Raw genomic sequence first — 26,744 nt, 5'->3', positions numbered from 1 at the left:
GTCATGGCTATCGATAACAATGTTGGTCCGGCGTCCGCGCCGATGACCATGATCCAGGCTTTGCGCTCGGCCATGGATGTGATGCTGGAGCGTGATGGCAACGTGGTGGTGTTCGGCCAGGACGTGGGCTATTTCGGCGGCGTGTTCCGCTGCACCGAGGGCCTGCAGGCCAAGTACGGCAGCTCGCGCGTATTCGACACGCCGATCTCCGAGGGCGGCATCGTCGGCGTGGCGGTGGGCATGGGCGCCTACGGCCTGCGGCCGGTGTGCGAGATCCAGTTCGCCGACTATTTCTATCCGGCCTCCGACCAGATCGTGTCGGAAGCGGCGCGCCTGCGCTACCGCTCGGTGGGCGAGTTCATCGCGCCGATGACCATCCGCATGCCCTGCGGCGGCGGCATCTACGGCGGCCAGACGCACAGCCAGAGCCCCGAGGCGATGTTCACCCAGGTCTGCGGGCTGCGCACGGTGATGCCGTCCAACCCGTACGACGCCAAGGGCCTGCTGATCGCGTCCATCGAGAACGACGATCCGGTCATCTTCCTGGAGCCCAAGCGGCTGTACAACGGCCCGTTCGACGGCCACCACGACCGTCCCGTGACGCCGTGGACCGGACGCCCGGGCAGCGTGGTGCCGACCGGCTACTACACCGTGCCGCTGGACACCGCCGCCATCGTGCGGCCCGGCAATGCGCTGACGGTGCTGACCTATGGCACCACGGTGCACGTGTCGCTGACCGCGGCCGAGGAAACCGGCATCGACGCCGAGGTCATCGACCTGCGCAGCCTGTGGCCGCTGGACCTGGAGACCATCGTCAACTCGGTCAGGAAGACCGGCCGCTGCGTCGTGGTGCACGAAGCCACGCGCACCTGCGGCTATGGCGCCGAGCTGATCTCGCTGGTGCAAGAACACTGCTTCCATCACCTCGAAGCGCCCGTCGAGCGCGTGACCGGCTGGGACACTCCCTACCCGCACGCGCAGGAATGGGCGTATTTCCCCGGCCCGCGCCGGGTCGGCGAAGCGTTCAAACGCGCGATGGAGGTGTGAGATGGGTATTCATGTCATCAAGATGCCCGACATCGGCGAAGGCATTGCCGAGGTCGAACTGGTGGGCTGGCACGTCAAGGTGGGTGACACCGTCGCCGAGGACCAGCCGCTGGCCGACGTCATGACCGACAAGGCCACGGTCGAGATCCCGTCGCCCGTGGTCGGCCGCGTGGTCGCGCTGGGCGGCGAAGTCGGCCAGGTCATGGCCGTGGGCGGCGAACTGATCCGCCTGGAAGTGGAGGGCGAAGGCAACGTCAAGGGCGAGGCGGCGGCGCAGAAGCAGCAGGCAGCTGCGGCCGCACCAGCGGCAAGCGCGCCCGCCGCAGCGCCGGCCAAGGCCGACAAGGCCCCGGCCGGCGGCGTCGCGGGCCAGATCGCCGCGTCGCTGCAATCGTCCGCCGCCGCGCCACAAACGCCATCCGCGCCATCCTCGCCGCCCAGCCGTGCGGCCGCCGCGCGCCAGGCGCCCGCCGCCGCGCGCCAGCCGGGCGAGAAGCCGCTGGCTTCGCCGGCCGTGCGCAAGCGCGCCTGGGACCTGGGCATCGAGCTGCGCTTCGTGCACGGCAGCGGCCCGGCCGGCCGCGTCATGCACGAGGACCTGGACGCCTACCTGCAAGGGCAGGGCGCCGCCACCGCCGCGCGCGGCCCGGCCTACGCCGAGCGCAACGACGAGGAACAGGTGCCGGTGATCGGCCTGCGCCGCAAGATCGCGCAGAAGATGGCCGAGTCCAAGCGCCGCATTCCGCACTTCAGCTACGTGGAGGAAATCGACGTCACCGAACTCGAGGACCTGCGCGTCAGCCTGAACGCGAAGTTCGGCGAGTCGCGCGGCAAGCTGACGCTGCTGCCGCTCCTGGCGCGCGCCATGGTGATCGCGCTGCGCGACTTCCCGCAGATCAACGCCCGCTATGACGACGAGGCCGGCCAGGTGACGCGCTACGGCGCCGTGCACATCGGCATCGCCACGCAGAGCGACGGCGGCCTGATGGTGCCGGTGATGCGCCACGCCGAAACCCGCGACCTGTGGTCGATGGCGGCCGAGATCGGCCGGCTGGCGCAGGCGGTGCGGTCCGGCGGCGCCGGGCGCGACGAGCTGTCCGGCTCGACCATCACCATCACCAGCCTGGGGCCGCTGGGCGGCATCGTCACCACGCCGGTCATCAACCACCCCGAGGTCGGCATCGTGGGCGTGAACCGCATCGTCGAGCGGCCCGCCTTCCGCAATGGCGCCGTGGTGGCGCGCAAGCTGATGAACCTGTCGTCCTCGTTCGACCACCGCGTGGTCGACGGCATGGACGCGGCCCGCTTCATCCAGGCCGTGCGCGCGCTGCTGGAACAACCCGCGCTGCTTTTCGTGGAGTAAGCATGAGCCAGACTACCAAGACGACAACCCTGCTGGTGATCGGCGGCGGGCCTGGCGGCTATGTGGCCGCGATCCGCGCCGGGCAACTGGGCGTGCCCACCATCCTGGTCGAAGGCGACCGGCTGGGCGGCACCTGCTTGAACATCGGCTGCATTCCGTCCAAGGCGCTGATCCACGCGGCCGAGGAATTCGACAAGGCGCGGCATTATGCCGGCCAGTCGGCGCTGGGCATCTCGGTGTCGGCGCCCGCCATCGACATCGGCCGCACCGTGGCCTGGAAGGACGGCATCGTCGGCAAGCTGACCGGCGGCGTCGGCGCGCTGCTCAAGAAGAACGGCGTGCAGGTGGTGCAGGGCTGGGCCAGCCTGCTGGACGGCAAGACCGTCGAGGTCGAGAGCGCCGACGGCAACCGCCTGCGCATCCAGTGCGAACACCTGCTGCTGGCGGCCGGCTCCGAGCCGACGCCGCTGCCGTCGGTGCCGTTCGGCGGCATGGTAGTGTCCTCGACCGAGGCGCTGTCGCCGGCCGACATCCCGAAGAAGCTGGTGGTGGTGGGCGGCGGCTACATCGGCCTGGAGCTGGGCACGGTGTACCGCAAGCTGGGCGCCGAGGTGGCGGTGGTCGAGGCGCAGGACCGCATCCTGCCGACCTACGACGCCGAGCTCACCAAACCGGTGGCCGCGGCCCTTGCCAAGCTGGGCGTCGAACTGCATCTGGGCCGCAAGGTGCTGGGGCTGAACGGCGCCGGCACCGCGGTGCGGATCCAGGACGCCAGCGGCGCCGAGACCGCGCTGCCCGCCGACCGGGTGCTGATCGCCGTCGGCCGGCGTCCGCGCACGCAGGGCTGGGGCCTGGAAAACCTGCAGCTGGACCGCAAGGGCAACGCGTTGCGCATCGACGACCAGTGCCGCACCTCCATGCGCGACGTCTGGGCCATCGGTGATATCGCCGGCGAGCCGATGCTGGCGCACCGCGCCATGGCGCAGGGCGAGATGGTGGCCGAACTGGTGGCGGGCAAGCGCCGCCACTTCCAGCCGGCCGCGATTCCGGCGGTGTGCTTCACCGATCCGGAAGTCGTGGTGGCCGGCCTGTCGCCGGCCGAGGCCGAAGCGGCCGGGCTGGACTGCCTGGCGGCGTCGTTCCCGTTCGCGGCCAATGGCCGTGCCATGACGCTGGAATCGACCGACGGCTTCGTGCGGGTCGTGGCGCGCCGCGACAACCACCTGATCGTGGGTTGGCAGGCGGTGGGCCGGGGCGTGTCGGAACTGTCGACGGCGTTCGGCCAGTCGCTCGAAATGGGCGCGACGCTGGAGGACGTGGCGGGGACGATCCATGCCCACCCGACCCTGGGCGAGGCGGTGCAAGAAGCCGCGCTCAAGGCACTGGGGCACGCGCTGCACATCTGATCCGCTGCGGCGGATTCGAAGCCGCGGTGGCGGGCATTATGCCCGCCACTGCGGTTTTTTTTTGCCGCCGGGCCGCCCCAAGGCAAAAACGCCCCCTTGGGGGGCAGCGACCCGCGTAGCGGCGGAGCGTGGGGGCTATTTTTGCCGCCGGGCCGCCCCAAGGAAAAAAGGTCCGCTAGCGGCGCGCGTCGATGTAGGGCCGCGCCTGCAGGATGATGATCTTGTCGCCGACCACCGTCCATTCGATGTCCTGGTCGACCTTGCCCAGGCGCTGCTTGACCTGCCGGCCGACGGCGGCCAGCCGTGCCACCAGCGCGTCGTTCAGCACCTGGCGCGCGTCCGGCGCGATCGGCACTTCGCGCACGCCGCCGGCGACGTCGGCCACCAACTGCGTGTCCTCGGCCGAGCGGCTCAGCACCTGCACCGCCTTGGACCAGCTCGAATACATCACCTGCTCGGCCTGGCGCTTGCCTTCCACCACCTTGATGCCGAGGCCGCGCTTGGCCGAGATGTAGGTCACATAGCGGCGGCTGGCGTCGAACGGATCGCGCGTGATCATGACGCCGGAACTGTCGGACGGCGCCGCCAGCTGCACCAGCACGGCCATCACCACCGCGTCCTGGGGAATCCCGGCCGCGCGCCGCGCCTCGTAGGCGTCGAAGTTGTAGACCGAGGCCCACACGGTCTGCACCGCCCTGGCCAGCGCGTCCGGCTGGGTGACGTTGGGCACGGTGGTGTACAGGCCGGCGCCGCTGAAGCCGGGCAGGTCCTCGGAGTTCGATGAACTGCGCACGAACACGCCCGCGCCCTTCAGGCGCGATTGCCACAGCGCGCGCCAGGACTCGGCCTGCGCCGCGTCGGGCGCGGCCTGCATGATGTCCTGGCGCAGGGCCGCCAGTTCCTTGCGCCGCACCTCGGCGTCGGCCATGAAATCGGGGCGCTGCTCCAGCGCCGCCACCCGTTGCGCCACGTTCAGCCGCTGCATGAAGGCGGCGTATTGCGCGAACGGGATGCAGAAGCCGTCGGGCACGCTGGCGGCCGGCGGCAGGGCGGAGCGGAGCGCGCCCAGGTTGGCGGCCTTGACGCCGCAATGGCGGCTGTCGCGTACGGCCAGGGCATCGAGCGGCTTGAGCGCCTGCACCGTCAGGTCCGGCTTGGGCAGCTGCGCGCGCGGCTTGGGCGGCGTCGCCGGCGGTCGGGTGGCGGGCTTGTCGGCGGGTTGCACCCGGTAGTCGTTGCCGCTGACGGTCAGCGTGACCCACTGGCCGTCGTACTGGCGCAGGACGTTGGTGGCGTCGCGCACGTAGGCGTTGGGGATGCCCCAGCCCTTGGCCAGCAGGTTGACGTGCGACAGCAGCGTGGACGGCCGCTGCGTGATCAGGCCGGCCACCGGCGGGATGGCGATCGGTACTTCGTCGAGCACCACGATGTCGTCGCGCTGAAGGTCGGGCGTGGCGTCGACCGAGGCGACGATGCGCAGCCGGCCCTGCGCGGCGCCGGGGTTCAGCGGCAGGAAGGCCTGTTCGCGCAGCAGCGCCTCTTGCGTCACGAAGCGCAGTCCGGCGGTGGCGGCGGCCTGCTCGTGCAGGGTCGAGTTGGTCTTGAAGCGGATCGGGGCGTAGAAGCTCTTGGCGACCACATCGTCGGCCAGCTTCAGCAGTTCGGGCGTGAGGCGGTCGCCTTCCCAGAATTCGTAGGTGTAGCCGGGCAGGTCGCGCTGCCAGCTCAGGGTGCCGAACAGCAGGCGGCGGTTGGGATCCTTGTACTGCGCGGTCAGCGCGGCCTTGTCCTTGCCGGGCAGCAGGCGTCGCTCGCGCGCGAAGGTCTCGTGCAGGCCGTAGCGCGGCGTGTCCAGGTAATAGATGCGGTCGCCGCGCTGGCGGTCGATCACGAACAGCACGTGCGGGATTTCCAGCGGCGTGCCGGCGTTGTAGACGCGCGCCAACTGGCGGAACGCGGCCTCGTTCTCGATCCGGGCCATGAAGGCCGGGCCGCCGCGGCGCGCATCCTCGGCCTTGCGCGCCGCGATTTCCTCGGGCGTCAGCGGGCGGGCCTTGACGGGCTCGATCACGTTTTCGTACGGCGACGGCTTGCGCGCTGTCTGTGCCTGGGCGGCGGGCTGGGCGGCAAGCGCCAGCAGGCAGGCGGCCGCCAGGATGGCCGGACGGGACAGGGGCGACGGGAACCAGGACGCGCGCAGGGCTGGCATGGGGGGAGGGGGCGAGTGGAAAAGCGCCCATCATAGCGAACCTGTCCCCGCCGCTCGAGCGAGATCGGAAACGAGGAATGACACGCCGTGACAGGTCATTTGCGTAACGTGGCCACAAAAGAAAACGGCCCCGGAAATCCGGGGCCGCTTGTTTTCGAGCGAGGGAACCGCGGGCTTGCTACGCCGCCGTTTCCTGCAGCACGCGGCGGGCTTCCTCGGCCACGCGCTCGGGGGCGGTGCCGCCCACGTGCTTGCGCGCGGCGACCGAGCCTTCCAGCGTCAGCACCTGGTGCACGTCGTCGCCGATGGTGGCGTGGTAGGCCTTGAGCTCGTCCAGCGACAGGTCGGCCAGGTCGCAGCCGCGCTGTTCGCAGTCGCGCACGGCGTGGGCCACCACTTCGTGGGCGTCGCGGAACGGCACGCCGCGCTTGACCAGGTAGTCGGCCAGGTCGGTGGCGGTGGCAAAGCCCTGCAGCGCGGCGGCGCGCATGTTGTCGGCCTTGACCTTGATGCCGGCGGCCATGTCGGCGAAGATCGTCAGCGTGTCGCGCACGGTGTCGACGGTGTCGAACAGGCCTTCCTTGTCTTCCTGGTTGTCCTTGTTGTAGGCCAGGGGCTGGCCCTTCATCAGGGTCAGCAGGGCGACCAGGTTGCCGTTGACGCGGCCGGTCTTGCCACGCGCCAGTTCGGGCACGTCGGGGTTCTTCTTCTGCGGCATGATCGAGCTGCCGGTGCAGAAGCGGTCGGCCAGGTCGATGAAGCCCACGCGCGGGCTCATCCACAGCACCAGCTCTTCGGACAGGCGCGAAACGTGCGTCATGATCAGCGCGCCGACCGCGCAGAATTCGATGGCGAAGTCGCGGTCGGAGACGGCGTCGAGCGAATTGCGGCAGACGCCGTCAAAGCCCAGCGTCTTGGCGACGCGCTCGCGGTCGATCGGGAACGAGGTGCCGGCCAGGGCGGCGGCGCCCAGCGGCAGGCGGTTGACGCGGCGGCGGCAGTCGGCCAGGCGCTCGGCGTCGCGGCCGAACATCTCGGCGTAGGCCAGCAGGTGGTGGCCGAAGGTGACCGGCTGGGCCACTTGCAGGTGGGTGAAGCCCGGCATGATGGTGGCGGCGTTGTCCAGCGCCACCGTGGCCAGCGCGTGGCGCAGCTGGCGCAGCAGGTCGATCAGGGTGTCGATCTCGCCGCGCAGCCACAGGCGGATGTCGGTGGCCACCTGGTCGTTGCGCGAACGGCCGGTGTGCAGGCGCTTGCCGGCATCGCCGACCAGCTCGACCAGGCGCTTCTCGATGTTCAGGTGCACGTCTTCGAGGTCGAGCAGCCACTGGAAGCTGCCGGCGTCGATTTCGGACAGGATCTGGGTCATGCCGCGCTGGATGTCGGCCAGGTCCTGGGCGCCGATGATGCCCTGGGCCGCCAGCATGTCGGCGTGCGCCAGCGAACCCTGGATGTCGACGCGCGCCAGGCGCTTGTCGAAGTCCACGGACGCCGTGTAGCGTTTGACGAGTTCGGAAACCGGTTCCGAGAACCGGGCGGACCAGGCCTGCGCCTTGTTGGCGAACTGGTTTTGATCGGGGGAGGGAGTGTTTGCCATGATGGCGGGGATTATAGGGCCTGCCCCGGGCGCCTGACGAATCCAGGGCCACGGTCGGGATGCCCCGCTGTTGCGGCTGGAAACTTGCGGCGGCGCGAGTTGTCGGATAATTCAGGGTCATATCCGGCGGCCTGCGGGGTTTTTCCATCGCCGGGCCGCCCCAAGATGAAAACGTCCCTCCCGTCACCCGAAAGAGAGCACACGACCTATGCCCATGGAATGGGAAGAGCTGGCCACCGAACTCGATACCTACATGCCGCACCAGCCCTGGGCGCAGACGCTGGTCGGCATCGGCGTGCTGATCCTGACGGCGCTGTTCGTCCAGTGGGTGGTCGCGCGGGTGGTGCTGCTGCTGGCGCACCGGCTGCTGGTGGTCAGCGGCCACGAGGACTGGGACAAGGCGCTGCAACGCCGCCGCGCCTATCAGAACCTCTGGTACGCGGTGCCGTTCGCGGTGGTGTCGGTGGGCATCGATCTGGTGCCGCACGTCGAGAAGGCCGCCACGCTGGTCGGGCGGCTGGCCCACGCCGGCGCCTGGATCTGCGTGTTCGTGGCGTTTTCCGGGGTGCTGAGCGCCTGGCAGGACACCTATTCGGCCACCACGCGGGCGCAGACCCGCTCGATCAAGGGCTACATCCAGATCAGCAAGCTGATCCTGATGGCGGTGTGCACCGTGTTGGTGCTGTCGATCCTGATCGACCGCTCGCCGCTGTGGATGATCTCCGGCCTGGGCGCGCTGTCGGCGGTGCTGCTGCTGGTGTTCAAGGACACGCTGCTGTCGCTGGTGGCCAGCACCCAGCTCACCAGCAACGACATGCTGCGCATCGGCGACTGGATCGAGATGCCGCAGTCCAACGCCGACGGCTTCGTCAAGGACATCGCCCTGCATACGGTCAAAGTGCAGAACTGGGACAACACCGTCACCACGGTGCCGACCTACAAGCTGTTCTCGGAAAGCTACCGCAACTACCGCCACATGTTCGAGTCGGGCGGCCGGCGCATCAAGCGCACCCTGCGCATCGACGCCAGCAGCGTGCGCTTTTTGACCGATGACGAGGCCCAGCGCCTGATGCGCTTCCGGCTGCTGCACGACTACCTGCGGGTCAAGACCCAGGACATCGCCCAGGCCAACCAGACCATGGGCGAACTGGCCAGCGTGCCGGCCAACCGCCGCCGCCTGACCAATATCGGCACCTTCCGCGCCTACGGCCTGGCCTACCTGAAACAGAACCCCGAGGTGCGCCAGGACATGGCGATGATGGTGCGCATGATGGAGCCCACCGCCGACGGCATCCCGGTCGAGGTCTATTGCTTCACCGCCGTCACCGCCTGGGTCGAGTACGAGCGCATCCAGGGCGACATCTTCGACCATCTGCTGGCGATCCTGCCGGAACTGGGCCTGCGGCTGTACCAGCAGCCGTCCGGCGCCGACATCGGCGCCATGGGCAGCTCGCTGCGCGAGGGCGCCCTGCAGGCCGCGCTGGCGGCCGAGGGCGGGCATCACCGGGGCGATCCGGAACGCCTGGCGCCGCCGTCCGGCGCATGACGCCGTGAGATAATGGCCGGGTTGGATGTCCCGGCCTGAAACAGGCCCGTTCCGTGCAGTTCCGTATCAAGGCGCCCCAGGCGATGGATCCGATGTCGAACCCGTTCTTCAACCTGTATTCCCACGGCTTCGCCCGGGTCGCCGTGGGCGTGCCCGAATGCCGGGTCGCGGATCCGGCCTTCAACGCCGCGCAGACCATCGCGCTGGCGCAGCAGGCGGCCCAGGGCGGCGCCGTGCTGGCGGCGTTCCCCGAACTCGGCCTGTCGGCCTACACCTGCGACGACCTGTTCCACCAGAAGGCCCTGCTGGACGCCTGCGAGGCGGCGCTGGACCAGGTGGTACGCGCCACGGCCGAGCTGGACATCGCCGTCGTCGTCGGCGCGCCGCTGCGGGTGGCGCACCAGTTGTACAACTGCGCGGTGGTGGCGGCCGGCGGCCGCATCCTGGGCGTGGTGCCCAAGAGCTACCTGCCCAACTACGGCGAATTCTACGAAGCGCGCCAGTTCAGCGCGGCCGATTGCGCCGTCGCCACCGAGATCCGCCTGCTGGAGCAGACCGTGCCGTTCGGCGCCGAGCTGCTGTTCCAGATGGAAAAGCTGCCGCTGTTCCAGTTCCACGTCGAGATCTGCGAAGACGTCTGGGTGCCGATCCCGCCGTCCTCGTTCGCGGCGCTGGCCGGCGCCACGGTGCTGGTGAACCTGTCGGCCTCGAACATCGTGGTCGGCAAGTCGGCCTACCGCCACCAGCTGGTGGCGCAGCAGTCGGCGCGCTGCCTGGCGGCCTACATGTATACGTCGGCCGGCCGTGGCGAGTCGTCCACCGACCTGGCCTGGGACGGCCAGGCGCTGATCTACGAGAACGGCGAGCTGCTGGGCGAGTCCGAGCGCTTCCTGAACGAATCGCACCTGCTGTTCTCCGACGTCGACCTTGAGCGCCTGTCGCGCGAGCGCATGCACCAGACCACCTTCGGCCAGTCGGCGCGGCGCCACCGCGACGAAGTGCGCAAATTCCGCCAGGTGCTGGTGCCGGTCGCGGCGCCGCTGGAAGACGCCGAGCTGCCGCTGGAGCGGCGCGTGCCGCGCTTCCCCTACGTGCCGGCCGACGCCCAGCGCCGCGACGCGCGCTGCCGCGAGGTCTACAGCATCCAGGTGCAGGCGCTGGCGCAGCGCCTGTCGGCCAGCGGCATGTCCAAGGTGGTCATCGGCATTTCGGGCGGGCTGGATTCGACCCACGCGCTGCTGGTCTGCGCCCAGGCGATGGACACGCTGGGGCTGCCGCGCGCCAATATCCTGGCCGTGACCATGCCGGGTTTCGCCACCAGCAGCCGCACGCTGCAGCAGGCGCGCCAGCTGATGGCGGTGGTGGGTTGCACGGCCTCCGAGGTCGACATCCGCCCGAGCTGCCTGCAGATGCTCAAGGACCTCGGCCATCCCTATGCCGATGGCAAGCCGGTGTACGACATCACCTTCGAGAACGTGCAGGCCGGCGAGCGCACCAACCACCTGTTCCGCATCGCCAATTTCAACAACGCCATCGTCATCGGCACGGGCGACCTGAGTGAACTGGCGCTGGGCTGGTGCACCTATGGCGTGGGCGATCACATGTCGCACTACAGCGTCAACGCCAGCGTGCCCAAGACCCTGATCACGCACCTGGTGCGCTGGGTGGCCGAGTCCGGCCGCCTGGGCGAGGCCGGCGCGGCGGTGCTGCTGGACGTGCTGGGCACGGACGTCAGCCCCGAGCTGGTGCCGGGCGGCGACGATGGCAAGCCGACGCAGAAGAGCGAAGACACCATCGGCCCCTACGAGCTGCAGGATTTCAACCTGTACTACACGCTGCGCTACGGCTTCGCGCCGACCAAGGTGGCGTTCCTGGCGCTGGCGGCCTGGCGCGACCGCGATGCCGGCGCCTGGCCGGAAGGCGGCCACGTGGCGCGCAACCAGTACGACCTGGCGGCGATCAAGCGCAACCTGAAGATCTTCCTGGACCGGTTCTTCCGCCTCAGCCAGTTCAAGCGCACCTGCGTGCCGAACGCGCCCAAGGTGGGCTCGGGCGGCTCGCTGTCGCCGCGCGGCGACTGGCGCGCGCCGAGCGATTCCGAGTCGGTGGTGTGGATGCGCGACGCCGACCGGATTCCGGACGCGGCGCCGCCGGCCTGACCGCCGCCTGCGGGTTTTCCCGGCCGTCGCCGGGCCGGGCTTGGCGGGCCCGGCGCCGGTGGTATTCTCTCAATCATCGCGCCCTGGTCCGACAGGCATCCCGGGCGCCGCAACAGATCGAACAATCAGGACGACCAACGTGAAACAAGTCACCGCCATCATCAAACCCTTCAAGCTCGACGAAGTCCGCGAAGCGCTGGCCGAGGTCGGCGTCAGCGGGCTGACCGTGACCGAAGTGAAGGGGTTCGGGCGCCAGAAGGGGCATACCGAGTTGTACCGCGGGGCGGAATACGTGGTGGATTTCCTGCCGAAGATCCGCGTCGAGGTGGTGCTGCCGGACGACCAGGTCGAGGCGGCGATCGAGGCGGTGGTGAAGGCGGCCCGTACCGGGAAGATCGGGGATGGCAAGATCTTTGTTACGCCGGTCGAGCAGGCCATCCGGATTCGGACGGGGGAGAGCGACGAAGAGGCGCTTTGAGTTTGCGTTTGAATCGCTTGCGTTGATTGTCGGGGGGATCGTTATGGTCTCCCCGAAGTTTTTTGGGGCGGGGGATTGTGTTCTTGGGGCGCCCGGCGCGCAGGCGCAGCGGGTGCGGGCGCCAACGATTGCGGTCCGGAGCGTTCGCTCCGGACTTGCCTAGGCGGCCCCCCCCTTCGTCATCTTCGTCACAGCCTGCGGCTGTTCCTTCAGATTCCCTCGGGCGCATCGACGGCGCCCGCACCCGCTGCGCCTGCGCGCCGGGCTCGCGCCTTTGAGAATTGAAGCGCTGCTGTGGTGGTTGCTTGCGGGGGAGCTTGCGGGGCCCGCAAACAGTGGCCGCGCGGGCGGCCGCTGTTTGCATACGCGGTGGTGGGGCGTCGGGGGTGTTGTCGCTTCGCGCTGGGGGAGAGAGGGGGAGGGGGAGGACGGTGGGTTTTGGGGCGCTGCTTTTTGGGGTTATTTCTCTGACGTTCCGCGTTCCGCGTTCCGCGTTCCTCGCTCCAGGCTCCGCGTTCTGTTATTTCATCTTGTGCCGTGCCGTGCCGTGCCGTGCCGATGCGCTATTGGCGCTTGCCATGGATTCTGTGAGGCCCGCGGGTTGGACGCGGGCCCTTTTCTTTTTGCGGGTCTAGCGGATCAGCTGGTTCATTTCCAGGATCGGCATCATCACGGCCAGCACGATCAGAAGGACGAAGCCGCCCATCAGCAGGATGAGGGCGGGTTCCAGCAGGGCGGTCATGGCCATGGCGCGGCGTTCGAGGTCGCGCGAGAGGTTCTGGGCGCCGCGGTCGAGCAGTTCGGGGAGCTGGCCGGTTTTTTCGCCGCTGGCGATGAGATGGATGAGCAGTGAAGGGAAGGCTTTCTGGGCGGCCAGGGAGGCTGAGAGGGAGGCGCCTTCGCGGACGCGGGCGGCGGCTTCGTCGACGGCGCCGCGCAGGACGTCGTTGCCGAGGGTGCGGCGGGCGGCGTCCAGGGCGGTGAGCAGGGCGACGCCGCTGCCGCAGAGGATGGCCAGGGTCGAGGCGAAGCGGGCGGCGTTGACGCCGAGCACGAAGCGGCCAGCCAGGGGCAGGCGCAGCACGCGGGCGTGCCAGGCGCGGCGGGCGGCGGGCACGCGCAGGGAATAGCGCCACAGCACGATGGCCAGCGCGATGGCGGCGCCGGTGGCCAGGCCCCATTCACGCACGTAGTCGGACAGCCCAAGCATGATGCGGGTCAGCAGCGGCAGCTGCTGCTTGGCGTGGTTGAAGGCCGACACCACCTGCGGCACGACGTAGCCCAGCAGGAAGATCACGATGATGACGGAGACACAGGCGACCACGGCGGGGTAGATGAACGCCGTCATGACCTTGCTGCGCAGAGTGTTGCGCTCTTCGATGTAGTCCGCCAGTTTTTCCATGACCTGCGCCAGGTCGCCGGATTCCTCGCCGGCGCCGATCAGGGCGCGGTAGATCTCGGGGAAGTCGCGCGGGCGCGAGGCCAGCGCGGTGGACAGGCGATGGCCGGCGCGCACGTCGTCGCGCACGCCTTCGAGCGTGGCGGCGATGTGCTTCTTTTCGGCCTGTTCGAGCGTGGCGCTGAGCGCGGCGTCCAGCGGCAGGCGCGCGGCGAGCAGGCTGGCGAGCTGGCGCGTGAGCCAGGCCAGGTCGGCGTCGGACAGGCGGGTGCGCAGGGCGGCGCCCAGGCCTTCGGCGCGCGCGGCGGGAGAGGTGGACAGGGGCAACAGGCCGCGGCCGCGCAGCTGGTTGCGGGCGCCGCGCTCGCTGTCGGCGTCGATCGTGCCCTGCACGATTTTTCCGAGCGCGTCAGTCGCTTCGTAACGAAAGGATGGCATGGTGGGAAGGTGGCAGCGGGCATCCGCGGATTGATGCGGAAGGCCCGTAAATCAAGGCTTTGCAGCCCGTCACCTTGCCTTTGGATTATGACCGTAGTGTTGCAGTGTCACCCCGTATACTCCGACGCGCTTTCACGTTTTTTCACACGACTTCACGTCTCAGGCACATCCCGTCATGCGTCATATCGCGCAACTCAGCCTTGCGGTCTTGCTAGCGGCAAGCCAACTCGGACCCGCGGCCAGCCAGGCCTATGCTCAACAGGCGGACAATCGCGTCAGCCTGAACTTCGTCGACACGGACATCCCCGCGGTACTGCGTGCGCTGTCGCTGTTCACCAAGCGCAATTTCCTGGTGGATCCCCGCGTGAAGGGCAAGCTCACGCTGGTGTCGGACCGGCCCGTCGATAGCGGGCAGGCGCTGTCGATGCTGACCGGCGCGCTGCGTTTGCAAGGTTTCGCGATCGTCGATGTGGACGGCGTGACGCGGGTGGTGCCGGAGGCCGACGCCAAGCTGCAGGGCAGCGCGGTGGTGGGCGATCCGCGGCCGGCGCCCGCCGCCGGCGGCGCGGGCAAGGGGCCGGTGCCGCTCTCGTCCTTCGCGCGCGGCGGCTCGGGCAACAGCGGCGAGATGCTGACGCGGGTGTTCCCGCTGAAGTACGAGAACGCGGCCAACCTGGTGCCGGTGCTGCGTCCGATGGTGCCGCCGAACAATCCGATCAACGCCTACCCCGGCAACAACACGCTGGTGGTGACCGACTACGCCGACAACCTCGACCGCATCGCGGCGGTGATCGCGCGCATCGACGTGCCCAGTTCGATCGACACCGACGTGGTGCCGGTGCGTTCGGGCATCGCCTCGGACATCGCCATCCTGGCGTCGCAACTGCTGGACACGCAGAGCAGCGACCCGACCCAGCGCATCGCGGTGGTGGCGGACCCGCGCAGCAACAGCGTGCTGATCCGCGCCGGCAGCCCGGCGCGCACGCGTCTGGCGCGCGACCTGATCACCAAGCTGGACGCGCAGCAGAACCGCTCCGGCAACCTGCACGTGGTCTACATGCGCAATGCGCAGGCCACCCGCATCGCCGAGGTGCTGGGCGGGCTGCTGACCGGCCAGGCCAATTCGGCGCCGGGGGCGGGCCCCACGGGCGGCACCGGCGGCGCGGGCGGCGCCCTCGGGCAGAGTGGTGGCAACCGGTCGCAGGCGTCCACTAGCAACACCAATACCGGCCTGGGCATGTCGAACTCGTCCAATAGCTCCGGCGGCAACGCCAAGGGCGGCCTGTCCGGCGACCAGGACCGCATCGCGCGCGACGATTCCGGCAACCAGGCGGTGTCGTACTCCGCCGGCGGGGCCACGATCCAGGCGGATCCGGCCACCAACTCGCTCATCATCGCGGCGCCCGAACCGTTGTACCGCAGCCTGCGCGAAGTGATCGACCAGCTCGACCAGCGCCGCGCGCAGGTGCTGGTGGAGAGCCTGATCGTCGAGGTCAGCGAGCAGGCGGCGGCCGAATTCGGCATCCAGTGGATGACCGGCGCGGGCAACATCAACAGCGGCGGCACCAGCTTCATCGGCGGCACCAACCTGGGCGGCAGCGGCTTGTCGGGCAAGGGCCCGACCTCGATCGACGCGCTCGGCGGCGGCCTCAGCCTGGGCGTGGTCAAGGGCACGGTCGACGTGCTCGGCAACAAGGTCATCAACCTGGGCGTGCTGGCCCGCGCGATGCAGAACAGCGGCGAAGCCAACATCCTGTCCACGCCGAACCTGCTGACGCTGGACAACCAGTCGGCCAGCATCCTGGTGGGCAAGACGGTGCCGTTCGTGACCGGCCAGTACGTCACCAACGGCGGCAATAACAACAACCCGTTCCAGACCATCCAGCGCGAGGACGTCGGCCTGAAGCTGAACATCCGGCCGCAGATCTCCGAAGGCGGCGCGGTCAAGCTCGACATCTACCAGGAAGTCAGCAGCATCGACGAAAGCAGTTCGTCCGCCACCACCGGCATCGTCACCAACAAGCGCGCCATCGACACCAGTGTGCTGATCGACGACGGCCAGATCATCGTGTTGGGCGGCCTGCTCGAAGAAAACGTGACGCTGACCTCCAACAACGTGCCGGGCCTGAGCTCGATCCCGGTGCTGGGCTCGCTGTTCAAGTACGACAGCCGCAAGCGCACCAAGACCAACCTGATGGTGTTCCTGCGCCCCTACGTGGTGCGCGATGCGCGCCAGAGCGCCAGTGTGACGATGGACCGCTACGACTACATGCGCCGCGCCCAGGGCAGCGCGCAGCCGGGCGACCACTGGCTGCTGCCGAACATGCAGGCGCCGATGCTGCCGCCGCCGGGATCGGCGCCATCGGTGTCCAACAACGCCTACGACATGCGGCCCGAGCAACTGGCCGAGACGATGCGGCGTCCGCCGCCCACGACGGTCGAGTCGTTCGCGGTGCGCCAGTATCCGGCGGCGCGCCAGACCAGCGATCCGGCGCAGCCGATCCGCGCCAACCTGCCGCTGAACGTGAGCGTGGCGCGCGACCCGTCTTCGCTCTATGGCGAAGCCGAGAGCACCAGCGCGACGCTGCAGTTCGCCTCGGTCAAGACACGCGCCGAGGCCGACCGCATCGCCCAGCGGGTGCAGGCCAGCGGCCTGCAGGCCTACGTGCAGACGGGGCCGGGCGGCATGGGCTACGTGGTGCGCAGCCAAGTGTCCAAGGACCCCGGCACCATCTCCACCGCGACGGCGTTGCTCAAGGAACTGGGCTTCAAGGGCGAACTGGTCTCGCACCTATGAGCGCGCATCCCTTGCCCTATGCCTGGGCGCGCGCGCAGCGGGCGGTGCTGTCGCTGCGCGCCGGCCATGCGCAGTTGACGGTCAGTCCGCGCACGCCCGAATGGGCGGTGCGCGAGATCCAGCGCTGCCATGGCGACATCGCCGTGGCGCGGGTCGATGACGAGGCGCTGGAAACGCTGCTGGCCGCCACCTACAGCCACGCCGAGGACGCCGCCTCGGTGATGGGCGTGGCCGAGAACGAGATCGACCTGGACCGCCTGCTGCAGGACATGCCCGAGGTGGCCGACCTGCTGGACGCGCAGGACGACGCGCCGGTGATCCGCATGATCAACGCGCTGTTCGCGCAGGCGGCGCGCGACGGCGCCAGCGATATCCACATCGAGCCGTTCGAGACCCATTCGGTGGTGCGCTACCGGGTCGACGGCACGCTGCGCGACGTGGTCTCGCCGCGCAAGGCGCTGCACGCGGCCCTGATCTCGCGCATCAAGATCATGGCGCACCTGGACATCGCCGAAAAGCGCCTGCCGCAGGACGGCCGCATCGCGCTGCGGGTCGGCGGCCGGCCGATCGACGTGCGCGTCTCGACGCTGCCCACCGGGCATGGCGAGCGCGCGGTGCTGCGCCTGCTGGACAAGGAAGCCGGCCGCCTGCAGCTGGAGAAGCTGGGCATGGCGCCCGGCGTGCTGCGGCAGCTGGACCGGCTGATCCGCCAGCCGCACGGCATCGTGCTGGTGACCGGCCCCACCGGCAGCGGCAAGACCACCACGCTGTACGCGGCGCTGAGCCGGCTGGACGCGTCCACCAGCAATATCCTGACGGTGGAGGATCCGATCGAGTACGACCTGGCGGGCATCAGCCAGACCCAGGTCAACGCCAAGATCGACATGAGCTTCGCGCTGGCGCTGCGCGCCATCCTGCGCCAGGATCCGGACGTCATCATGATCGGTGAAATCCGTGACCTGGAGACGGCGCAGATCGCGGTGCAGGCGTCGCTGACGGGCCACCTGGTGCTGGCCACGCTGCACACCAACGACGCGGTGTCGGCGGTGACGCGCCTGACCGACATGGGGGTGGAGCCGTTCCTGCTGTCCTCGTCGCTGCTGGGCGTGCTGGCGCAGCGGCTGGTGCGCAAGCTGTGCCCGGCCTGCAAGAAGCCGTCGATGCAGGACGGCGCACGGGTGTTCCAGCCGGTCGGCTGCGAGGCCTGCAACCACACCGGCTACGCCGGCCGTTCCGGCATCCATGAACTGTTCACCGTGGACGACGAGGCGCGTCGCCTGATCCACGAAGGCCGCGACGAGCGCGAACTGCGCCGCGCCGCCAGCGCTGCTGGCATGCTCAGCATGCGCGAGGACGGCGCGCGCTGGGTCGAGAGCGGCGAGACCTCGCCGGAGGAAATCCTGCGGGTGACGCGCGACGCCTAGGGCGTTGGCGCGGACGGCGCCGTAGTGGCGGGTTGCGGCGCCACCGGCGCGCATGCCGCGTCAAGGCGTTGCAGGTCCGCGACCGACAGCGCCCCGAGTTGCCCATCGCAGATGCGCGCGCCGATGACGGCGACCGTGAAGGGCAGGGCGCCGCCGCGATTGCCGGCCGCCCGCATCAACGCCACGACATTGCCGCCGGGGCGCAGCACCGGCAGGGTGATGCCGCGGCGTTGCGCGAATTCGCGGGCGTCGGCGGGCGCATCGGTGCTGACCAGCAGCACCGTCCACGCCGGATGCGCGTCGGCGAAGGCCTGCAGGCGCGGCAGCTCTTCCACGCACGGCGGGCAGTCGCGGCCCCAGAAATTGACCAGCACCGGGCCGGCCAGGGCCGACAGCCGCACGAAGCGGCCGCCATCGAGCGTCGGCAGCGAAAAATCCCAGGCCTGGCCCGCCGGCGGGCGCGCGGCGGGCCGCGCTGGCGGGCCTGCCCGCGCGGTCACGGCCGCGAGCGCCAGGCAGGCGCACAGCGCGGCGCGCCGCATCAGAAGCTGACCTTGGTGCCGGCGTACAGGTAGCGCCCGCGGCTCGGCCCCCACAGCTGCGTCACGTCGGGTTCGCCGTCGCCGTTGACGAACAGCGGGCTTTCCTTGTCGGTCTGCTTGTAGTCGAACAGGTTGTCGACGCCGGCATACAGCGTGAAGTGCTTGTTGACCGCGTATTCGCCGCGCAGGTCCAGGGTGAAGAAGCCGGGGCTCTTGTCGCGCTTGGGATGGCCGTCGAGGTCGTAGCGGTTCGGGCTGCCCGAGCCATCGTCGTGGAACTTGCGCAGGTTCATGGGGCCGGTCCAGACCAGCTTGGCGTTGAAGTCGAAATCGCCGCGGTCGTAGTCCAGGCCGAGATAGGCCTTGGCGTTGGGGCGGGCGAAGATCAGCGTCTTGGCGGGGAAGCGGTAGTTGAACGCCTCGGCCGCCGCCATCACGCTCAGGGCCGGCGTCACCAGGTAGGACATCGTCAGGTCGACGCCCTGCACGATGACCGGCTGGCGGGCGCTGGAGAACACCGTGATGTCGTTGCCGGCCGCATCGTGCTGGTCGGGGTCGAGCATGGCGAAGTTCTTGATGTGGTTGTAGTTGTACGAGCCGGTCACCGCGAGGCGGTCGTCGGCGTAGTTGAGCGCATAGCTGGCGTTGAACGATTCCTCGGGCTTGGTGATCTGGCGGTCGATGTGGATGGTGTTGAGGATGCCGTGTTCCTGCTCGAAGAAGCTGGTGGGCGCGCGGAAGCCCTTGCCCACGCTGAAGCGGCTGGCCAGCCGCTCGGTGTGGTGGTAGAGCGCGTTCAGGCGCGGCGAGGTGATGCCGCCGAAGACGTTGTGGCGGTCGTAGCGGACCGAGCCGTTGATTTCCAGGGCGTCGTCCAGGAAGGTGCGGTAGGCCTGCAGGAACAGCGCCGGCGTGCGGTAGAGGTAGTCGTCGACGCCCTGCACCGGCGTGCCGTCTTCCATGCTGCCGTGGCTCTTGAGGTCTTCGTAGCGGAGGTTGGCGCCGGCGGTGGTGAGCCAGCCGGCGATGGGCGTCTGCCAGCTGGCTTCGGCGTAATACTGCTTCTGGCGGGCGATGTAGGTGGCCTGTTCGTAGAAGCTGTCCTGCTTGTGCTGGGCGGCGCCGACGGCCAGGCGCAGCACGCTGTCGCCGAACGACTTTTCGGCGGTGGAGATGAACTGCAGGCGGTCGGTGAAGATGATCTCGGACATGCCGCCGCGGCCGCCGCGATCGCCGCCGGGGCCTTCGTCGTAGGGTTCGATGCTGCCGTCCGACGGGTTGACCCAGCCGTCGCGGTCGGGGGAGCCGTGCACGCCCTGGCGCCAGTCGAACGGGTTGCCGCGAGTGCTGTGCTTGATGGCCGAGTAATCATTGCCCAGCGCGCCGCCGCCGCGCTTTTCATTGACCACGTCGACCCGGCCGCGCACCTTGAAGCCGCCGGCGTCGTCGAGGAAGAAGCCGACGCCGCCCAGTCGGCGGTCGTAGCCGGTGTATTCGGAGATGCCGTTGTGGTCGGCGTCGACCGAGTCATGCTTGTTGTAGTTGAGCGTGGCGGTGATGGCGCCGCCCTCGAACGGCCGCGCCAGGTAGGCGTCGCCCTGGCGCGAGCCGTAGCTGCCGACCTGCGCGCGGGCGCGGTTCTCGGCCTCGGTGGGGCGCTTGGTGACGATGTTGACCGAGCCGGACAGGGCTTCGGGGGCGATCAGGCTGGCGCCGGCGCCGCGCGCGATGTCGATGCGCTCGACGCCGTAGACGCTGACGCTGTCCAGCCCGTAGGCCGACGATACCGAGGAGAAGATCGGCACGCCGTCGATCATCATCGTGGTGTAGCGGCCGGGCAGGTTGTTCAGCAGCACGTTGCGCACGTTGCAGATCGAGCATTCCACCTGCACGGCGATGCCGGGATTCTTGTCGAGCGCTTCGTTGATGTTGGTGGCGCCGGCCTTGGCGATGGCGCGTTCACTGATGGATTCGGTCTTGACCAGTTCGTCGCGCAGGGCGCCGGGCCGCATCGATCCCTGGTTGGAGCGGTCGATGACGGTGATCGCGGGCAGCGTGGCGGTGTGGTCGGCGGGCGCGGTGGTCTGGGCCTGCGTGGCGCCGGCGGCGGTCAGCGCCGCCGCCAGGGCGGCGAGCCGGAAGCGGGAGGGCGTGCGGGAGGGGAAGGCGAAAGACATGGCAAGAGGCATCGGGCGTGCGGTTTCCAGGAACGGACGGCCGCGGCGCAGGCGCATGGCGCCCGCGCCGCGGCGCGTTCAGTTGAGACAGGGAACCGTGCCGGGCGCGCGCGGCGCGACACGCGGCCGCGCCCGGCGCGAGGCGGGGCGGGACGCAGCGGTGTGGCGCAGGGAAATGCCCATGGAATGACGCGAATCTGCCGTGACGAAAATTATTCAAAACGTTATGTTTTATGAAAATTTGCGTCAACGTCAGCCGGTCTGATACTGGGCCGAGATGTCGGGGCGGTGGCGGCCGCGTGGCCGCGTTTCGGATTACTTGCCGGTGCCGAAGACCACCACGTCGTCGCTGCGCCGGCCCAGGGTCGACATCAGGCCGTCGAGGGCGGTGCGGTCGGCCTCGCTGGCGCTGGCCGCGAAGGTCGCCTGGCCCTGGAAGCGCACGCCGCGGGCATTGACGCTGCCCTGGCCGGTGACCGCCAGCGGGCCGCTTTCGGTGCTGAGCGCCAGCGTGGCGCCGGCGCGGCCGTTGCCGCGCACCCGCAGCACGTAGGTGCCGACCGGCGTCACCGGCGACAAGGCAGTGGCGGCGTCGCGCCAGCGCAGTTCGGCCAGCGGTGCGTCGGGCAGGGCGCCGCCCAGTTTCAGCGCCTGCCAGCTGATCTCCAGCGCGCCCTCGGGCGCCAGCGTGTTCCAGGGCGCGCCCAGCGCCGGCAGCACCGTGGCGGGCACCCGCAGCGATTGCGCCGACAGCGACAGGCCGTCCCAGCCCAGGCCGGCGCGCACCGGTCCGCGCAGCCAGGGATGCGATACCTCCAGCGTCATTGACGACCAGCGCCACTGCCATTGCAGGGCCTGCGGCAGCATGCGGCGCGCCCCGGGCGGGCCGAGCGCCAGCCAGGCGCTGCCGTTCCAGACCGTACCGGCGGCGTCGGCCAGCGCCACCGGCGCGTCGGCGGGCAGGAAGGCCAGCAGCCAGCGGGCCGGCAGCACGGCGGCCGCGGCCGCGAGCGCGCAGGCGGCGCAGGCCAGCGCCAGGCCGGTGCGCTTGGGCAGGCGGGGCAGACGCATCAGGAGCGGGCCTGCGGGGCCGGCAGGGCCAGCTTGATGCTGCCGTTGACCAGGCCGGGCAAGGGCCGGCCATTGACGTTGGCGGCGCGGGTCAGCTCGACCTGCCTGACCGCCAGGCCCCAGTCGCCGGCGGCGTTCTCGAGCCAGCGCAGCAGCGCCGACGAAGGCACTTCGGTCACGGCCAGCGTGACGCTGTCGCCCTGGCCCGGATGCTCCAGCTTCCAGTGGTCGGCGGGCAGGCCCGCGCGTTCCAGGCTGGCGCCGATGTCGGCGGCGGCCGGCAGGGTGGCGGCGGGCGCGGCGGCCTTGCCGCGCAGGGCCATGGCCTGCGTGGTGATGTCCGCCACGGCGGCGGCCTGGCCGCGCAGGCCTGGCAGTTCGTCGCGCAGCTTGCGCGACGAGTCCAGCGCGGGCTCGATCAGCAGCGTGAAGACCAGCACCGCGCCCAGCAGGGCGCCGGCGCCGTTGACCAGCCGCCGTTCGCGCGGCGCCAGGGCCTGGTAGCGCTGGCGCGCGCGGTCGGCGGCCGGCGCCAGGGGTTTGAGGGCGGCGCGCCAGGCGGCGCTCAGGCGTTCAATGGGCTTCATGGTTGGCTGCGCGTGATGCGCCAGGTGTTGTCGGTGTCGCCGCGTTCCAGCTTCAGGCCCTGCGAGGCGGCCTGCTGGATCAGCGCGGGCGTTTCGGCCACGCGCTGGGCCTGGGCGCCGGCGTCGGCCAGTTGCAGGGTCAGCGCCTGGTCGGCATAGGACAGGCGGGCGACGTTGTCGGCGGCGAACGGCAGGGTCTGCGCGGCGGCGCGCGCCAGCGGCAGGAAGTCGCTGGCGTTGGCGGCGCCGCGGCGGTTCTGCAGCGCGTCCAGGCCTTGCTGCGCCTGGCGGGCGGGATCCAGCACCACCGGCAGCTCGGGAAACGCCGCCAGCACCTGGCGGCGCATGCCGTCGCGCAGCGACTGCGCCTCGCCGCGCAGCTGCGCCGCGTGCAGGTTCAGGCCGCCGATCCAGACCACGGCGGCGACGGCGCTCCAGCGCCATACCGGCCGCCAGCGCGACACGCGCGCCGGCGCCAGCTGCGGCATCGCCAGCGACCACGAGGGCGACGGCGCCAGCCAGCGCGGGTCGGCCGGATCGCGCAGCGGCGTCAGGTCTTCGGGCGCCAGCGTCTGCGGGGCGATCAGGGCGTGGGCGCGCAGGCCCTGCGCGTTCAGCAGGCTCCAGGCGCGGCGCACCGGTTCGCGCGCCGCCCAGGCCAGCGCCACGTTGCCGTCGGCGCCGCGCGGGCCATGGCCGATCGCCAGGTCGTCCAGGTCGCTCAGCACCAGCGGCTCGAGCGAGCCGCGCACGGCGGCGGCGAAGCGGGCCTTGGCCACGGCCGGCACCTGGACGGTGGCGGCGATGACGTCGGCCGGGTGCAGCACGGCCTCGCAGGCGGCCTGCGGATAGGCCTGGCCGAGGGCGTGCAGCGTCAGCTCGCCCTGGCGCGCGCAGCGGCCGCGGCGGTCGAACCAGGCAAAGGGCAGCAGCGAGCCTGGGCCGAGTTCGGCGAGCGGGGCCAGCGCGATGCGCAAGGAATTCTTCAAGGGGTTTCTCTCGTCCAGATAGTGTCGGGCGCGGCGGGCGGCGCGCTGCGTATCAGCGCCTGCATCGAGACCCGGGCCCGTTCGTAAACGACCGCGCCGCTGGCCAGGAACCAGCCGCTGGTCGTGCTGACGGCGGGCGCGGGCGTCTTGACGCCGGTGGCGGCCAGCCGGTTGGCGAAGTCGCCGCTGTTGTTGAACCAGTTGCCGCGGTCGCGTTCGCCGGTGATGGCGCGGGCCTGGCTGAGCGACAGGCCCGCGACCAGCGCGGCGATGACTTCGGGCGGCGCGGTATTGACGTTGACGTTGGTGGCGGTGGGCAGCACCGTCATCGTGCGCCGCAGTTCGGCGCGCACGGCGGGCTCCAGCCCCAGCAGCGCCGCCACGTCGTCGATGCCGCGCGGCAATGGCGCGCGCGCCTGCGGCGCCTGGCCGCCCTGGGCCGGCGTGGGCGCGTTGGCGGCGGGCGCCGGCGGCTGGCTGGCGGCGATGATCTCGATGATGCGGCCGGCCAGCGTGTCCGGCAGGCGCAGGGCGCCCAGCAGCCGCCGCAGCGCCTGCTCCTGTTCCGGTTGCGGCACGCCGTTGCTGGCCAGGTTGGTCAGGTTGTACTTGCCCTGTTCGTCCTGCACCTTGCCGGAGAACACCGCGACGCGGTCGTCGCCGGGACGCTCGATGCGGGTGTCCAGCACCGGCGTGGCCCAGATCTGGTCGCCACGGGTGGTGGACTCGCGCTTGCCGTGGTCGCGCACCACCAGGCGGGCCCAGTCGATGCCGCCGGCCAGCAGCATGCGCGCCTGCACCCGCGCCATTTCGTTCTCGATGCGGCGGGTGCTGGCGGTCTGGCGCTGGAACAGGCTGGTGGTCAGCGCCGCGACGATGGCGACGATGATCAGCGCGCTGACGACGGCGGCGCCGCGCTCGCGCGGCAGGGTCGTGTTCATGGCAGCTCCAGGACGCGGCTGTAGCGCCGCACGTCGCCGGCCGGGCCGCGGTCGAGCGTGATCTCGATGCCGCTGGGCGTGGCGGAGAAGGGCGAGCGGGTGTCCATCCAGCCCGCGCCCGGCACCCAGCCGCGCAGCGCCAGGTCGCGCACGCCCGGCAGCAGCAGCACGCCGTCGCCGACGGGCGGCAGCGGTCCCTGTTCGGCGGGCAGGCCGCTGGCGCGCCACAGGCCGTCCTTGCGCACCGACCATTGCACCCGTTGCCAGCGGCCGTCGCCGTCCGGATCGGGCCGCAGGATCTCCAGCACCTGCGCGCCGGCGGCGCCGCGCAAGAGGCGCACGCCGGTCGTGAAGACCTGCGTGTCGATGCCGGGCGCGGCGAAGGACGGGCCGTTGTAGGCCAGTTCGACATCGCGTCCCATTTGCCCCAGCGTGCGGACGATGGCGTCGGTGTCGTCGGATTGCTGCGCGATCCAGTCGCGCGCGCTGGAGACGCTGTCCAGGCCGCGCCAGGCCATCAGGCTGACGAGCGCCATCAGCGCCAGCGCCACCAGCACTTCGATCAGGGTGAAGCCCGCCTGGGCGCGGGCGTGGGGGCGGCGGCGGGTCATCGCAGGCTCGACAGCAGGCCGTCCAGCTGCAGCAGGGCCGCGCCATTGCCCGCGTCGCGGACTTTGACCGACACCTGGCGGAAGCTGCGGTTCAGGGAATTGGTGAACACCAGTTCGCATTGCAGCGCCAGGCCGCCCTGCGGACAGGCGACGGTCTGCGAGCCGGCGCGCGGCAGGGTCTGCTCCAGCCGCAGCTGGGTCAGCGCGTTCTGCGCGGCCAGCAGCGCCAGCGTCTTGTCCTGCAGCGCGCGGTTGTTGGCGGCCATGACGCCGGTGGCGCGCAGGGCCGCGCCCATCGCCACGGCGATGATGGCCAGCGCCACCAGCACCTCGATCAGGGTGAAGCCGCACTGGCGTTGGCGCCGCGCGGGGCGCACGGGAGGAAATTCAGTGGATGTCATAGCGTCCGGCGGCGTCGCGTGTCACCGTCACGAGCGAATCGCCCGCGCGCAGCTGCACGCTGAACGGGTCGGCCACCCATTCGGTGTTGAAGACCAGCGGGCGGTCGGGCGCCAGCCGCAGCTGCACCTGGCGGGCCAGCCAGGCCTGCGGCCGCAGGGCCTCGTCGCGCTCGAGCTTGTCGACCGGCAGGGGCGCGTCATCCTGCGCGGTAGGCGCGTCGGAACGGCCCTGGCGCTCGAACGACCAGCCGCCGCTGGCGGGCAGCCAGCGGATCGACCGGCCATCGCTGCGGGCTTCGCCTTCGGCCACGGTGAAGGCGTCGACCAGGCGTTGCGCGTCCTCGCGCAACGGGTCGGCGCGCTTGCCGATGGACAGGCTCACCATGCTGGCGGCGATGGCGACGATCACCAGCACCACCAGGACTTCGACTAGCGTGAATCCGCGCTCAGAGTTCCCACGAACCGATGTCGGCATCGCCGCCTTCTCCGCCGGGCTTGTTGTCGGCGCCGAACGAGAACACATCGATGTCGCCTTTGACGCCGGGGCTCAGGTATTGATACGGATGGCCCCAGGGGTCATTGGGCAGCTTGTCCAGGTAGCCGCGCCAGTTGGACGCGCCTTCCGGCTTTTCCACCAGCGCGCGCAGGCCCTGGGCGGTGGTCGGATAGCGGCCGTTGTCCAGTCGGTACAGCTTGAGCGCCTGCATGATGCCGGCGATGTCCTGGCGCGCCGCGACCTGGCGGGCCTGGTCGGGACGGTCCAGCACGCGCGGCACGATCAGGGCCGCAAGAATCCCCATGATCACGATGACCACCATGATCTCGATCAGGGTGAAACCTTGCTGGCGGGCGAGCCCACGCGATGACTGGCGCACTTCACGACTCCGGTATTTCAGTGAGAAGCGTGCGATTGTGGACATGAAATATGACAGCAATATGAGGTGCGCGGGATCACTTGGCGGCGCTGGCGATGCCGCCTTCCGGCGCTGGCGAGGCGGGCGTGGCCAGCCGGCTGGGGCGGCCGCCTTGCTCGACCGTGACGGCGTCGGCGCCGACGTCCTTGAGCACGACGCCGGGCGCGACTTCGTCGCCGACGCGCCAGGCCACGGGCGGGCCGCCGTCGATGCTGAACACCGCGGCGCCGTCGGCGCCGGCGGCGATCACGCCGAGCACGCTGATCTGCGTGCGCAGCACTTCATCGCGGCCGAACCACAGCGCCACCGGCATGTTGTCGGCCGCGCGCGGGGCCGGCGCGGACACGGCGGCGGGCAGGGCGGGGGCTTGGGCGCGAGCAGCACGGCGCCCCACACGCCCAGCCCGGCCGCCAACGCCAGCACGGCAACGACACGGAACACGGCGGGGGCCGCGGGCGGGGACAGGCGCAAGGACAGGGGCATGAAGATCAAACGGAAAAGCGCGGCGGATAAACGCGGCGAACCGTGCGGCGGACAGCACGACGAAGATGCGCCCGACTCTAGCAGCCCATCATGACAGTCCCGCGATAAGCCGGCCCCGTGCTTTCAAAAATCCAACATCGCGCTGTCATCAACCTTGCATGGCGT

The 26,744-nt window shown here is 70.2% G+C and carries 22 protein-coding genes; 8 read left to right on the top strand and 14 right to left on the bottom strand.

Annotation, left to right across the window (positions count from 1 at the left end):
* Positions 1 to 3: 3 nt before the first annotated feature.
* Genes I6I07_RS26985 through lpdA form a run of 3 tightly spaced genes read left to right on the top strand, consistent with a single transcriptional unit; the run spans position 4 to position 3,816 of the window.
* Positions 4 to 1,047, top strand: coding sequence for an alpha-ketoacid dehydrogenase subunit beta (locus tag I6I07_RS26985; RefSeq protein WP_198484418.1), 1,044 nt, complete (start codon positions 4 to 6; stop codon positions 1,045 to 1,047).
* Position 1,048: 1 nt separating this feature from the next.
* The gene (locus I6I07_RS26980) at positions 1,049 to 2,410 is read left to right on the top strand and encodes a dihydrolipoamide acetyltransferase family protein (protein ID WP_198484417.1); all 1,362 of its coding nucleotides are present in this window, start codon (positions 1,049 to 1,051) and stop codon (positions 2,408 to 2,410) included.
* Positions 2,411 to 2,412: 2 nt separating this feature from the next.
* Positions 2,413 to 3,816: a dihydrolipoyl dehydrogenase gene (gene lpdA / locus I6I07_RS26975; RefSeq protein ID WP_198484416.1), complete on the top strand. Its 1,404-nt coding sequence runs from the start codon at positions 2,413 to 2,415 to the stop codon at positions 3,814 to 3,816.
* 175 nt (positions 3,817 to 3,991) lie between these two features.
* Here the strand turns inward: lpdA and I6I07_RS26970 are convergent, their stop codons facing one another.
* Together I6I07_RS26970 and argH are read right to left on the bottom strand one after the other, a co-directional pair.
* The gene (locus I6I07_RS26970) at positions 3,992 to 6,025 is read right to left on the bottom strand and encodes a PEP/pyruvate-binding domain-containing protein (RefSeq protein WP_198484415.1); all 2,034 of its coding nucleotides are present in this window, start codon (positions 6,023 to 6,025) and stop codon (positions 3,992 to 3,994) included.
* 178 nt (positions 6,026 to 6,203) lie between these two features.
* The gene (gene argH, locus I6I07_RS26965) at positions 6,204 to 7,622 is read right to left on the bottom strand and encodes an argininosuccinate lyase (RefSeq protein ID WP_198484414.1); all 1,419 of its coding nucleotides are present in this window, start codon (positions 7,620 to 7,622) and stop codon (positions 6,204 to 6,206) included.
* A gap of 214 nt (positions 7,623 to 7,836) precedes the next feature.
* Between argH and I6I07_RS26960 the strand changes: the two genes are divergently transcribed.
* From I6I07_RS26960 to I6I07_RS26950, 3 genes are all read left to right on the top strand, one after another.
* Positions 7,837 to 9,168 (top strand): mechanosensitive ion channel family protein, encoded by a 1,332-nt coding sequence (locus I6I07_RS26960; RefSeq protein ID WP_006394356.1) that lies wholly within the window; start codon positions 7,837 to 7,839, stop codon positions 9,166 to 9,168.
* 92 nt (positions 9,169 to 9,260) lie between these two features.
* Positions 9,261 to 11,327 (top strand): NAD(+) synthase, encoded by a 2,067-nt coding sequence (locus I6I07_RS26955; protein ID WP_198487687.1) that lies wholly within the window; start codon positions 9,261 to 9,263, stop codon positions 11,325 to 11,327.
* A gap of 139 nt (positions 11,328 to 11,466) precedes the next feature.
* Positions 11,467 to 11,805: a P-II family nitrogen regulator gene (locus I6I07_RS26950; RefSeq protein WP_006386376.1), complete on the top strand. Its 339-nt coding sequence runs from the start codon at positions 11,467 to 11,469 to the stop codon at positions 11,803 to 11,805.
* 631 nt (positions 11,806 to 12,436) lie between these two features.
* Here the strand turns inward: I6I07_RS26950 and gspF are convergent.
* On the bottom strand, positions 12,437 to 13,642 hold the full coding sequence (gene gspF / locus I6I07_RS26945; RefSeq protein ID WP_198484413.1) for a type II secretion system inner membrane protein GspF: 1,206 nt from the start codon (positions 13,640 to 13,642) through the stop codon (positions 12,437 to 12,439).
* A 175-nt stretch (positions 13,643 to 13,817) separates the two neighbouring features.
* Here gspF and gspD point away from each other — a divergent pair, with 175 nt between their 5' ends.
* Together gspD and gspE are read left to right on the top strand one after the other, a co-directional pair.
* Entirely contained in the window at positions 13,818 to 16,439 is a 2,622-nt protein-coding gene (gene gspD, locus I6I07_RS26940) for a type II secretion system secretin GspD (protein ID WP_198484412.1), read from the top strand.
* A complete protein-coding gene (gene gspE, locus I6I07_RS26935) occupies positions 16,436 to 17,863 on the top strand; it encodes a type II secretion system ATPase GspE (RefSeq protein ID WP_198484411.1) in 1,428 nt (475 codons plus the stop codon). Before gspD ends, gspE begins: the two co-directional genes overlap by 4 nt.
* On the opposite strand, the gene I6I07_RS26930 is transcribed toward gspE, so the two are convergent.
* The 11 genes from I6I07_RS26930 to I6I07_RS26880 form a co-directional block, all read right to left on the bottom strand.
* Complete coding sequence (locus I6I07_RS26930; RefSeq protein ID WP_198484410.1) at positions 17,860 to 18,405, bottom strand: TlpA disulfide reductase family protein; 546 nt, start codon at positions 18,403 to 18,405, stop codon at positions 17,860 to 17,862. The two genes, gspE and I6I07_RS26930, sit on opposite strands and share 4 nt — an antisense overlap.
* Positions 18,405 to 20,582 carry a TonB-dependent receptor plug domain-containing protein gene (locus tag I6I07_RS26925; protein WP_232625763.1) on the bottom strand — a complete coding sequence of 726 codons (2,178 nt, stop codon included), beginning with the start codon at positions 20,580 to 20,582 and terminating at the stop codon, positions 18,405 to 18,407. The genes I6I07_RS26930 and I6I07_RS26925 overlap by 1 nt, the downstream gene beginning before the upstream one ends.
* Before the next feature lie 315 nt (positions 20,583 to 20,897).
* Positions 20,898 to 21,653 carry a type II secretion system protein N gene (gspN, locus tag I6I07_RS26920; RefSeq protein ID WP_198484409.1) on the bottom strand — a complete coding sequence of 252 codons (756 nt, stop codon included), beginning with the start codon at positions 21,651 to 21,653 and terminating at the stop codon, positions 20,898 to 20,900.
* Positions 21,653 to 22,240 (bottom strand): type II secretion system protein GspM, encoded by a 588-nt coding sequence (gspM, locus tag I6I07_RS26915; protein ID WP_198484408.1) that lies wholly within the window; start codon positions 22,238 to 22,240, stop codon positions 21,653 to 21,655. The genes gspN and gspM overlap by 1 nt, the downstream gene beginning before the upstream one ends.
* Complete coding sequence (gene gspL / locus I6I07_RS26910; protein WP_198484407.1) at positions 22,237 to 23,229, bottom strand: type II secretion system protein GspL; 993 nt, start codon at positions 23,227 to 23,229, stop codon at positions 22,237 to 22,239. The genes gspM and gspL overlap by 4 nt, the downstream gene beginning before the upstream one ends.
* A complete protein-coding gene (gene gspK / locus I6I07_RS26905; protein ID WP_198484406.1) occupies positions 23,226 to 24,170 on the bottom strand; it encodes a type II secretion system minor pseudopilin GspK in 945 nt (314 codons plus the stop codon). Before gspK ends, gspL begins: the two co-directional genes overlap by 4 nt.
* Positions 24,167 to 24,781 carry a prepilin-type N-terminal cleavage/methylation domain-containing protein gene (locus I6I07_RS26900; RefSeq protein WP_198484405.1) on the bottom strand — a complete coding sequence of 205 codons (615 nt, stop codon included), beginning with the start codon at positions 24,779 to 24,781 and terminating at the stop codon, positions 24,167 to 24,169. Before I6I07_RS26900 ends, gspK begins: the two co-directional genes overlap by 4 nt.
* A complete protein-coding gene (gene gspI, locus I6I07_RS26895) occupies positions 24,778 to 25,182 on the bottom strand; it encodes a type II secretion system minor pseudopilin GspI (RefSeq protein WP_198484404.1) in 405 nt (134 codons plus the stop codon). Before gspI ends, I6I07_RS26900 begins: the two co-directional genes overlap by 4 nt.
* On the bottom strand, positions 25,169 to 25,657 hold the full coding sequence (gene gspH, locus I6I07_RS26890; protein WP_198484403.1) for a type II secretion system minor pseudopilin GspH: 489 nt from the start codon (positions 25,655 to 25,657) through the stop codon (positions 25,169 to 25,171). The genes gspI and gspH overlap by 14 nt, the downstream gene beginning before the upstream one ends.
* Entirely contained in the window at positions 25,629 to 26,000 is a 372-nt protein-coding gene (gspG, locus tag I6I07_RS26885; RefSeq protein ID WP_231689890.1) for a type II secretion system major pseudopilin GspG, read from the bottom strand. Before gspG ends, gspH begins: the two co-directional genes overlap by 29 nt.
* Before the next feature lie 133 nt (positions 26,001 to 26,133).
* Complete coding sequence (locus I6I07_RS26880; RefSeq protein WP_232625761.1) at positions 26,134 to 26,442, bottom strand: hypothetical protein; 309 nt, start codon at positions 26,440 to 26,442, stop codon at positions 26,134 to 26,136.
* Positions 26,443 to 26,744 lie beyond the last annotated feature (302 nt).

The organism is Achromobacter deleyi (genome assembly GCF_016127315.1).
GTDB lineage: Bacteria > Pseudomonadota > Gammaproteobacteria > Burkholderiales > Burkholderiaceae_B > Achromobacter > Achromobacter insuavis_A.
The sequence above is the reverse complement of the archived record's forward strand: the minus strand, read 5'-3'. Positions and strand labels throughout refer to the sequence as shown.

What these genes read in the sequence shown, in the direction of transcription:
- I6I07_RS26985 (WP_198484418.1), top strand. Translation starts at nt 4, where the DNA reads ATGGCTATCGATAACAATGTTGGTCCGGCGTCCGCGCCGATGACCATG.
- I6I07_RS26980 (WP_198484417.1), top strand. Translation starts at nt 1,049, where the DNA reads ATGGGTATTCATGTCATCAAGATGCCCGACATCGGCGAAGGCATTGCC.
- lpdA (WP_198484416.1), top strand. Translation starts at nt 2,413, where the DNA reads ATGAGCCAGACTACCAAGACGACAACCCTGCTGGTGATCGGCGGCGGG.
- I6I07_RS26970 (WP_198484415.1), bottom strand. Translation starts at nt 6,025, where the DNA reads ATGCCAGCCCTGCGCGCGTCCTGGTTCCCGTCGCCCCTGTCCCGTCCG.
- argH (WP_198484414.1), bottom strand. Translation starts at nt 7,622, where the DNA reads ATGGCAAACACTCCCTCCCCCGATCAAAACCAGTTCGCCAACAAGGCG.
- I6I07_RS26960 (WP_006394356.1), top strand. Translation starts at nt 7,837, where the DNA reads ATGGAATGGGAAGAGCTGGCCACCGAACTCGATACCTACATGCCGCAC.
- I6I07_RS26955 (WP_198487687.1), top strand. Translation starts at nt 9,261, where the DNA reads ATGTCGAACCCGTTCTTCAACCTGTATTCCCACGGCTTCGCCCGGGTC.
- gspF (WP_198484413.1), bottom strand. Translation starts at nt 13,642, where the DNA reads ATGCCATCCTTTCGTTACGAAGCGACTGACGCGCTCGGAAAAATCGTG.
- gspD (WP_198484412.1), top strand. Translation starts at nt 13,818, where the DNA reads ATGCGTCATATCGCGCAACTCAGCCTTGCGGTCTTGCTAGCGGCAAGC.
- gspE (WP_198484411.1), top strand. Translation starts at nt 16,436, where the DNA reads ATGAGCGCGCATCCCTTGCCCTATGCCTGGGCGCGCGCGCAGCGGGCG.
- I6I07_RS26930 (WP_198484410.1), bottom strand. Translation starts at nt 18,405, where the DNA reads ATGCGGCGCGCCGCGCTGTGCGCCTGCCTGGCGCTCGCGGCCGTGACC.
- I6I07_RS26925 (WP_232625763.1), bottom strand. Translation starts at nt 20,582, where the DNA reads ATGTCTTTCGCCTTCCCCTCCCGCACGCCCTCCCGCTTCCGGCTCGCC.
- gspN (WP_198484409.1), bottom strand. Translation starts at nt 21,653, where the DNA reads ATGCGTCTGCCCCGCCTGCCCAAGCGCACCGGCCTGGCGCTGGCCTGC.
- gspM (WP_198484408.1), bottom strand. Translation starts at nt 22,240, where the DNA reads ATGAAGCCCATTGAACGCCTGAGCGCCGCCTGGCGCGCCGCCCTCAAA.
- gspK (WP_198484406.1), bottom strand. Translation starts at nt 24,170, where the DNA reads ATGAACACGACCCTGCCGCGCGAGCGCGGCGCCGCCGTCGTCAGCGCG.
- I6I07_RS26900 (WP_198484405.1), bottom strand. Translation starts at nt 24,781, where the DNA reads ATGACCCGCCGCCGCCCCCACGCCCGCGCCCAGGCGGGCTTCACCCTG.
- gspI (WP_198484404.1), bottom strand. Translation starts at nt 25,182, where the DNA reads ATGACATCCACTGAATTTCCTCCCGTGCGCCCCGCGCGGCGCCAACGC.
- gspH (WP_198484403.1), bottom strand. Translation starts at nt 25,657, where the DNA reads ATGCCGACATCGGTTCGTGGGAACTCTGAGCGCGGATTCACGCTAGTC.
- gspG (WP_231689890.1), bottom strand. Translation starts at nt 26,000, where the DNA reads ATGGTGGTCATCGTGATCATGGGGATTCTTGCGGCCCTGATCGTGCCG.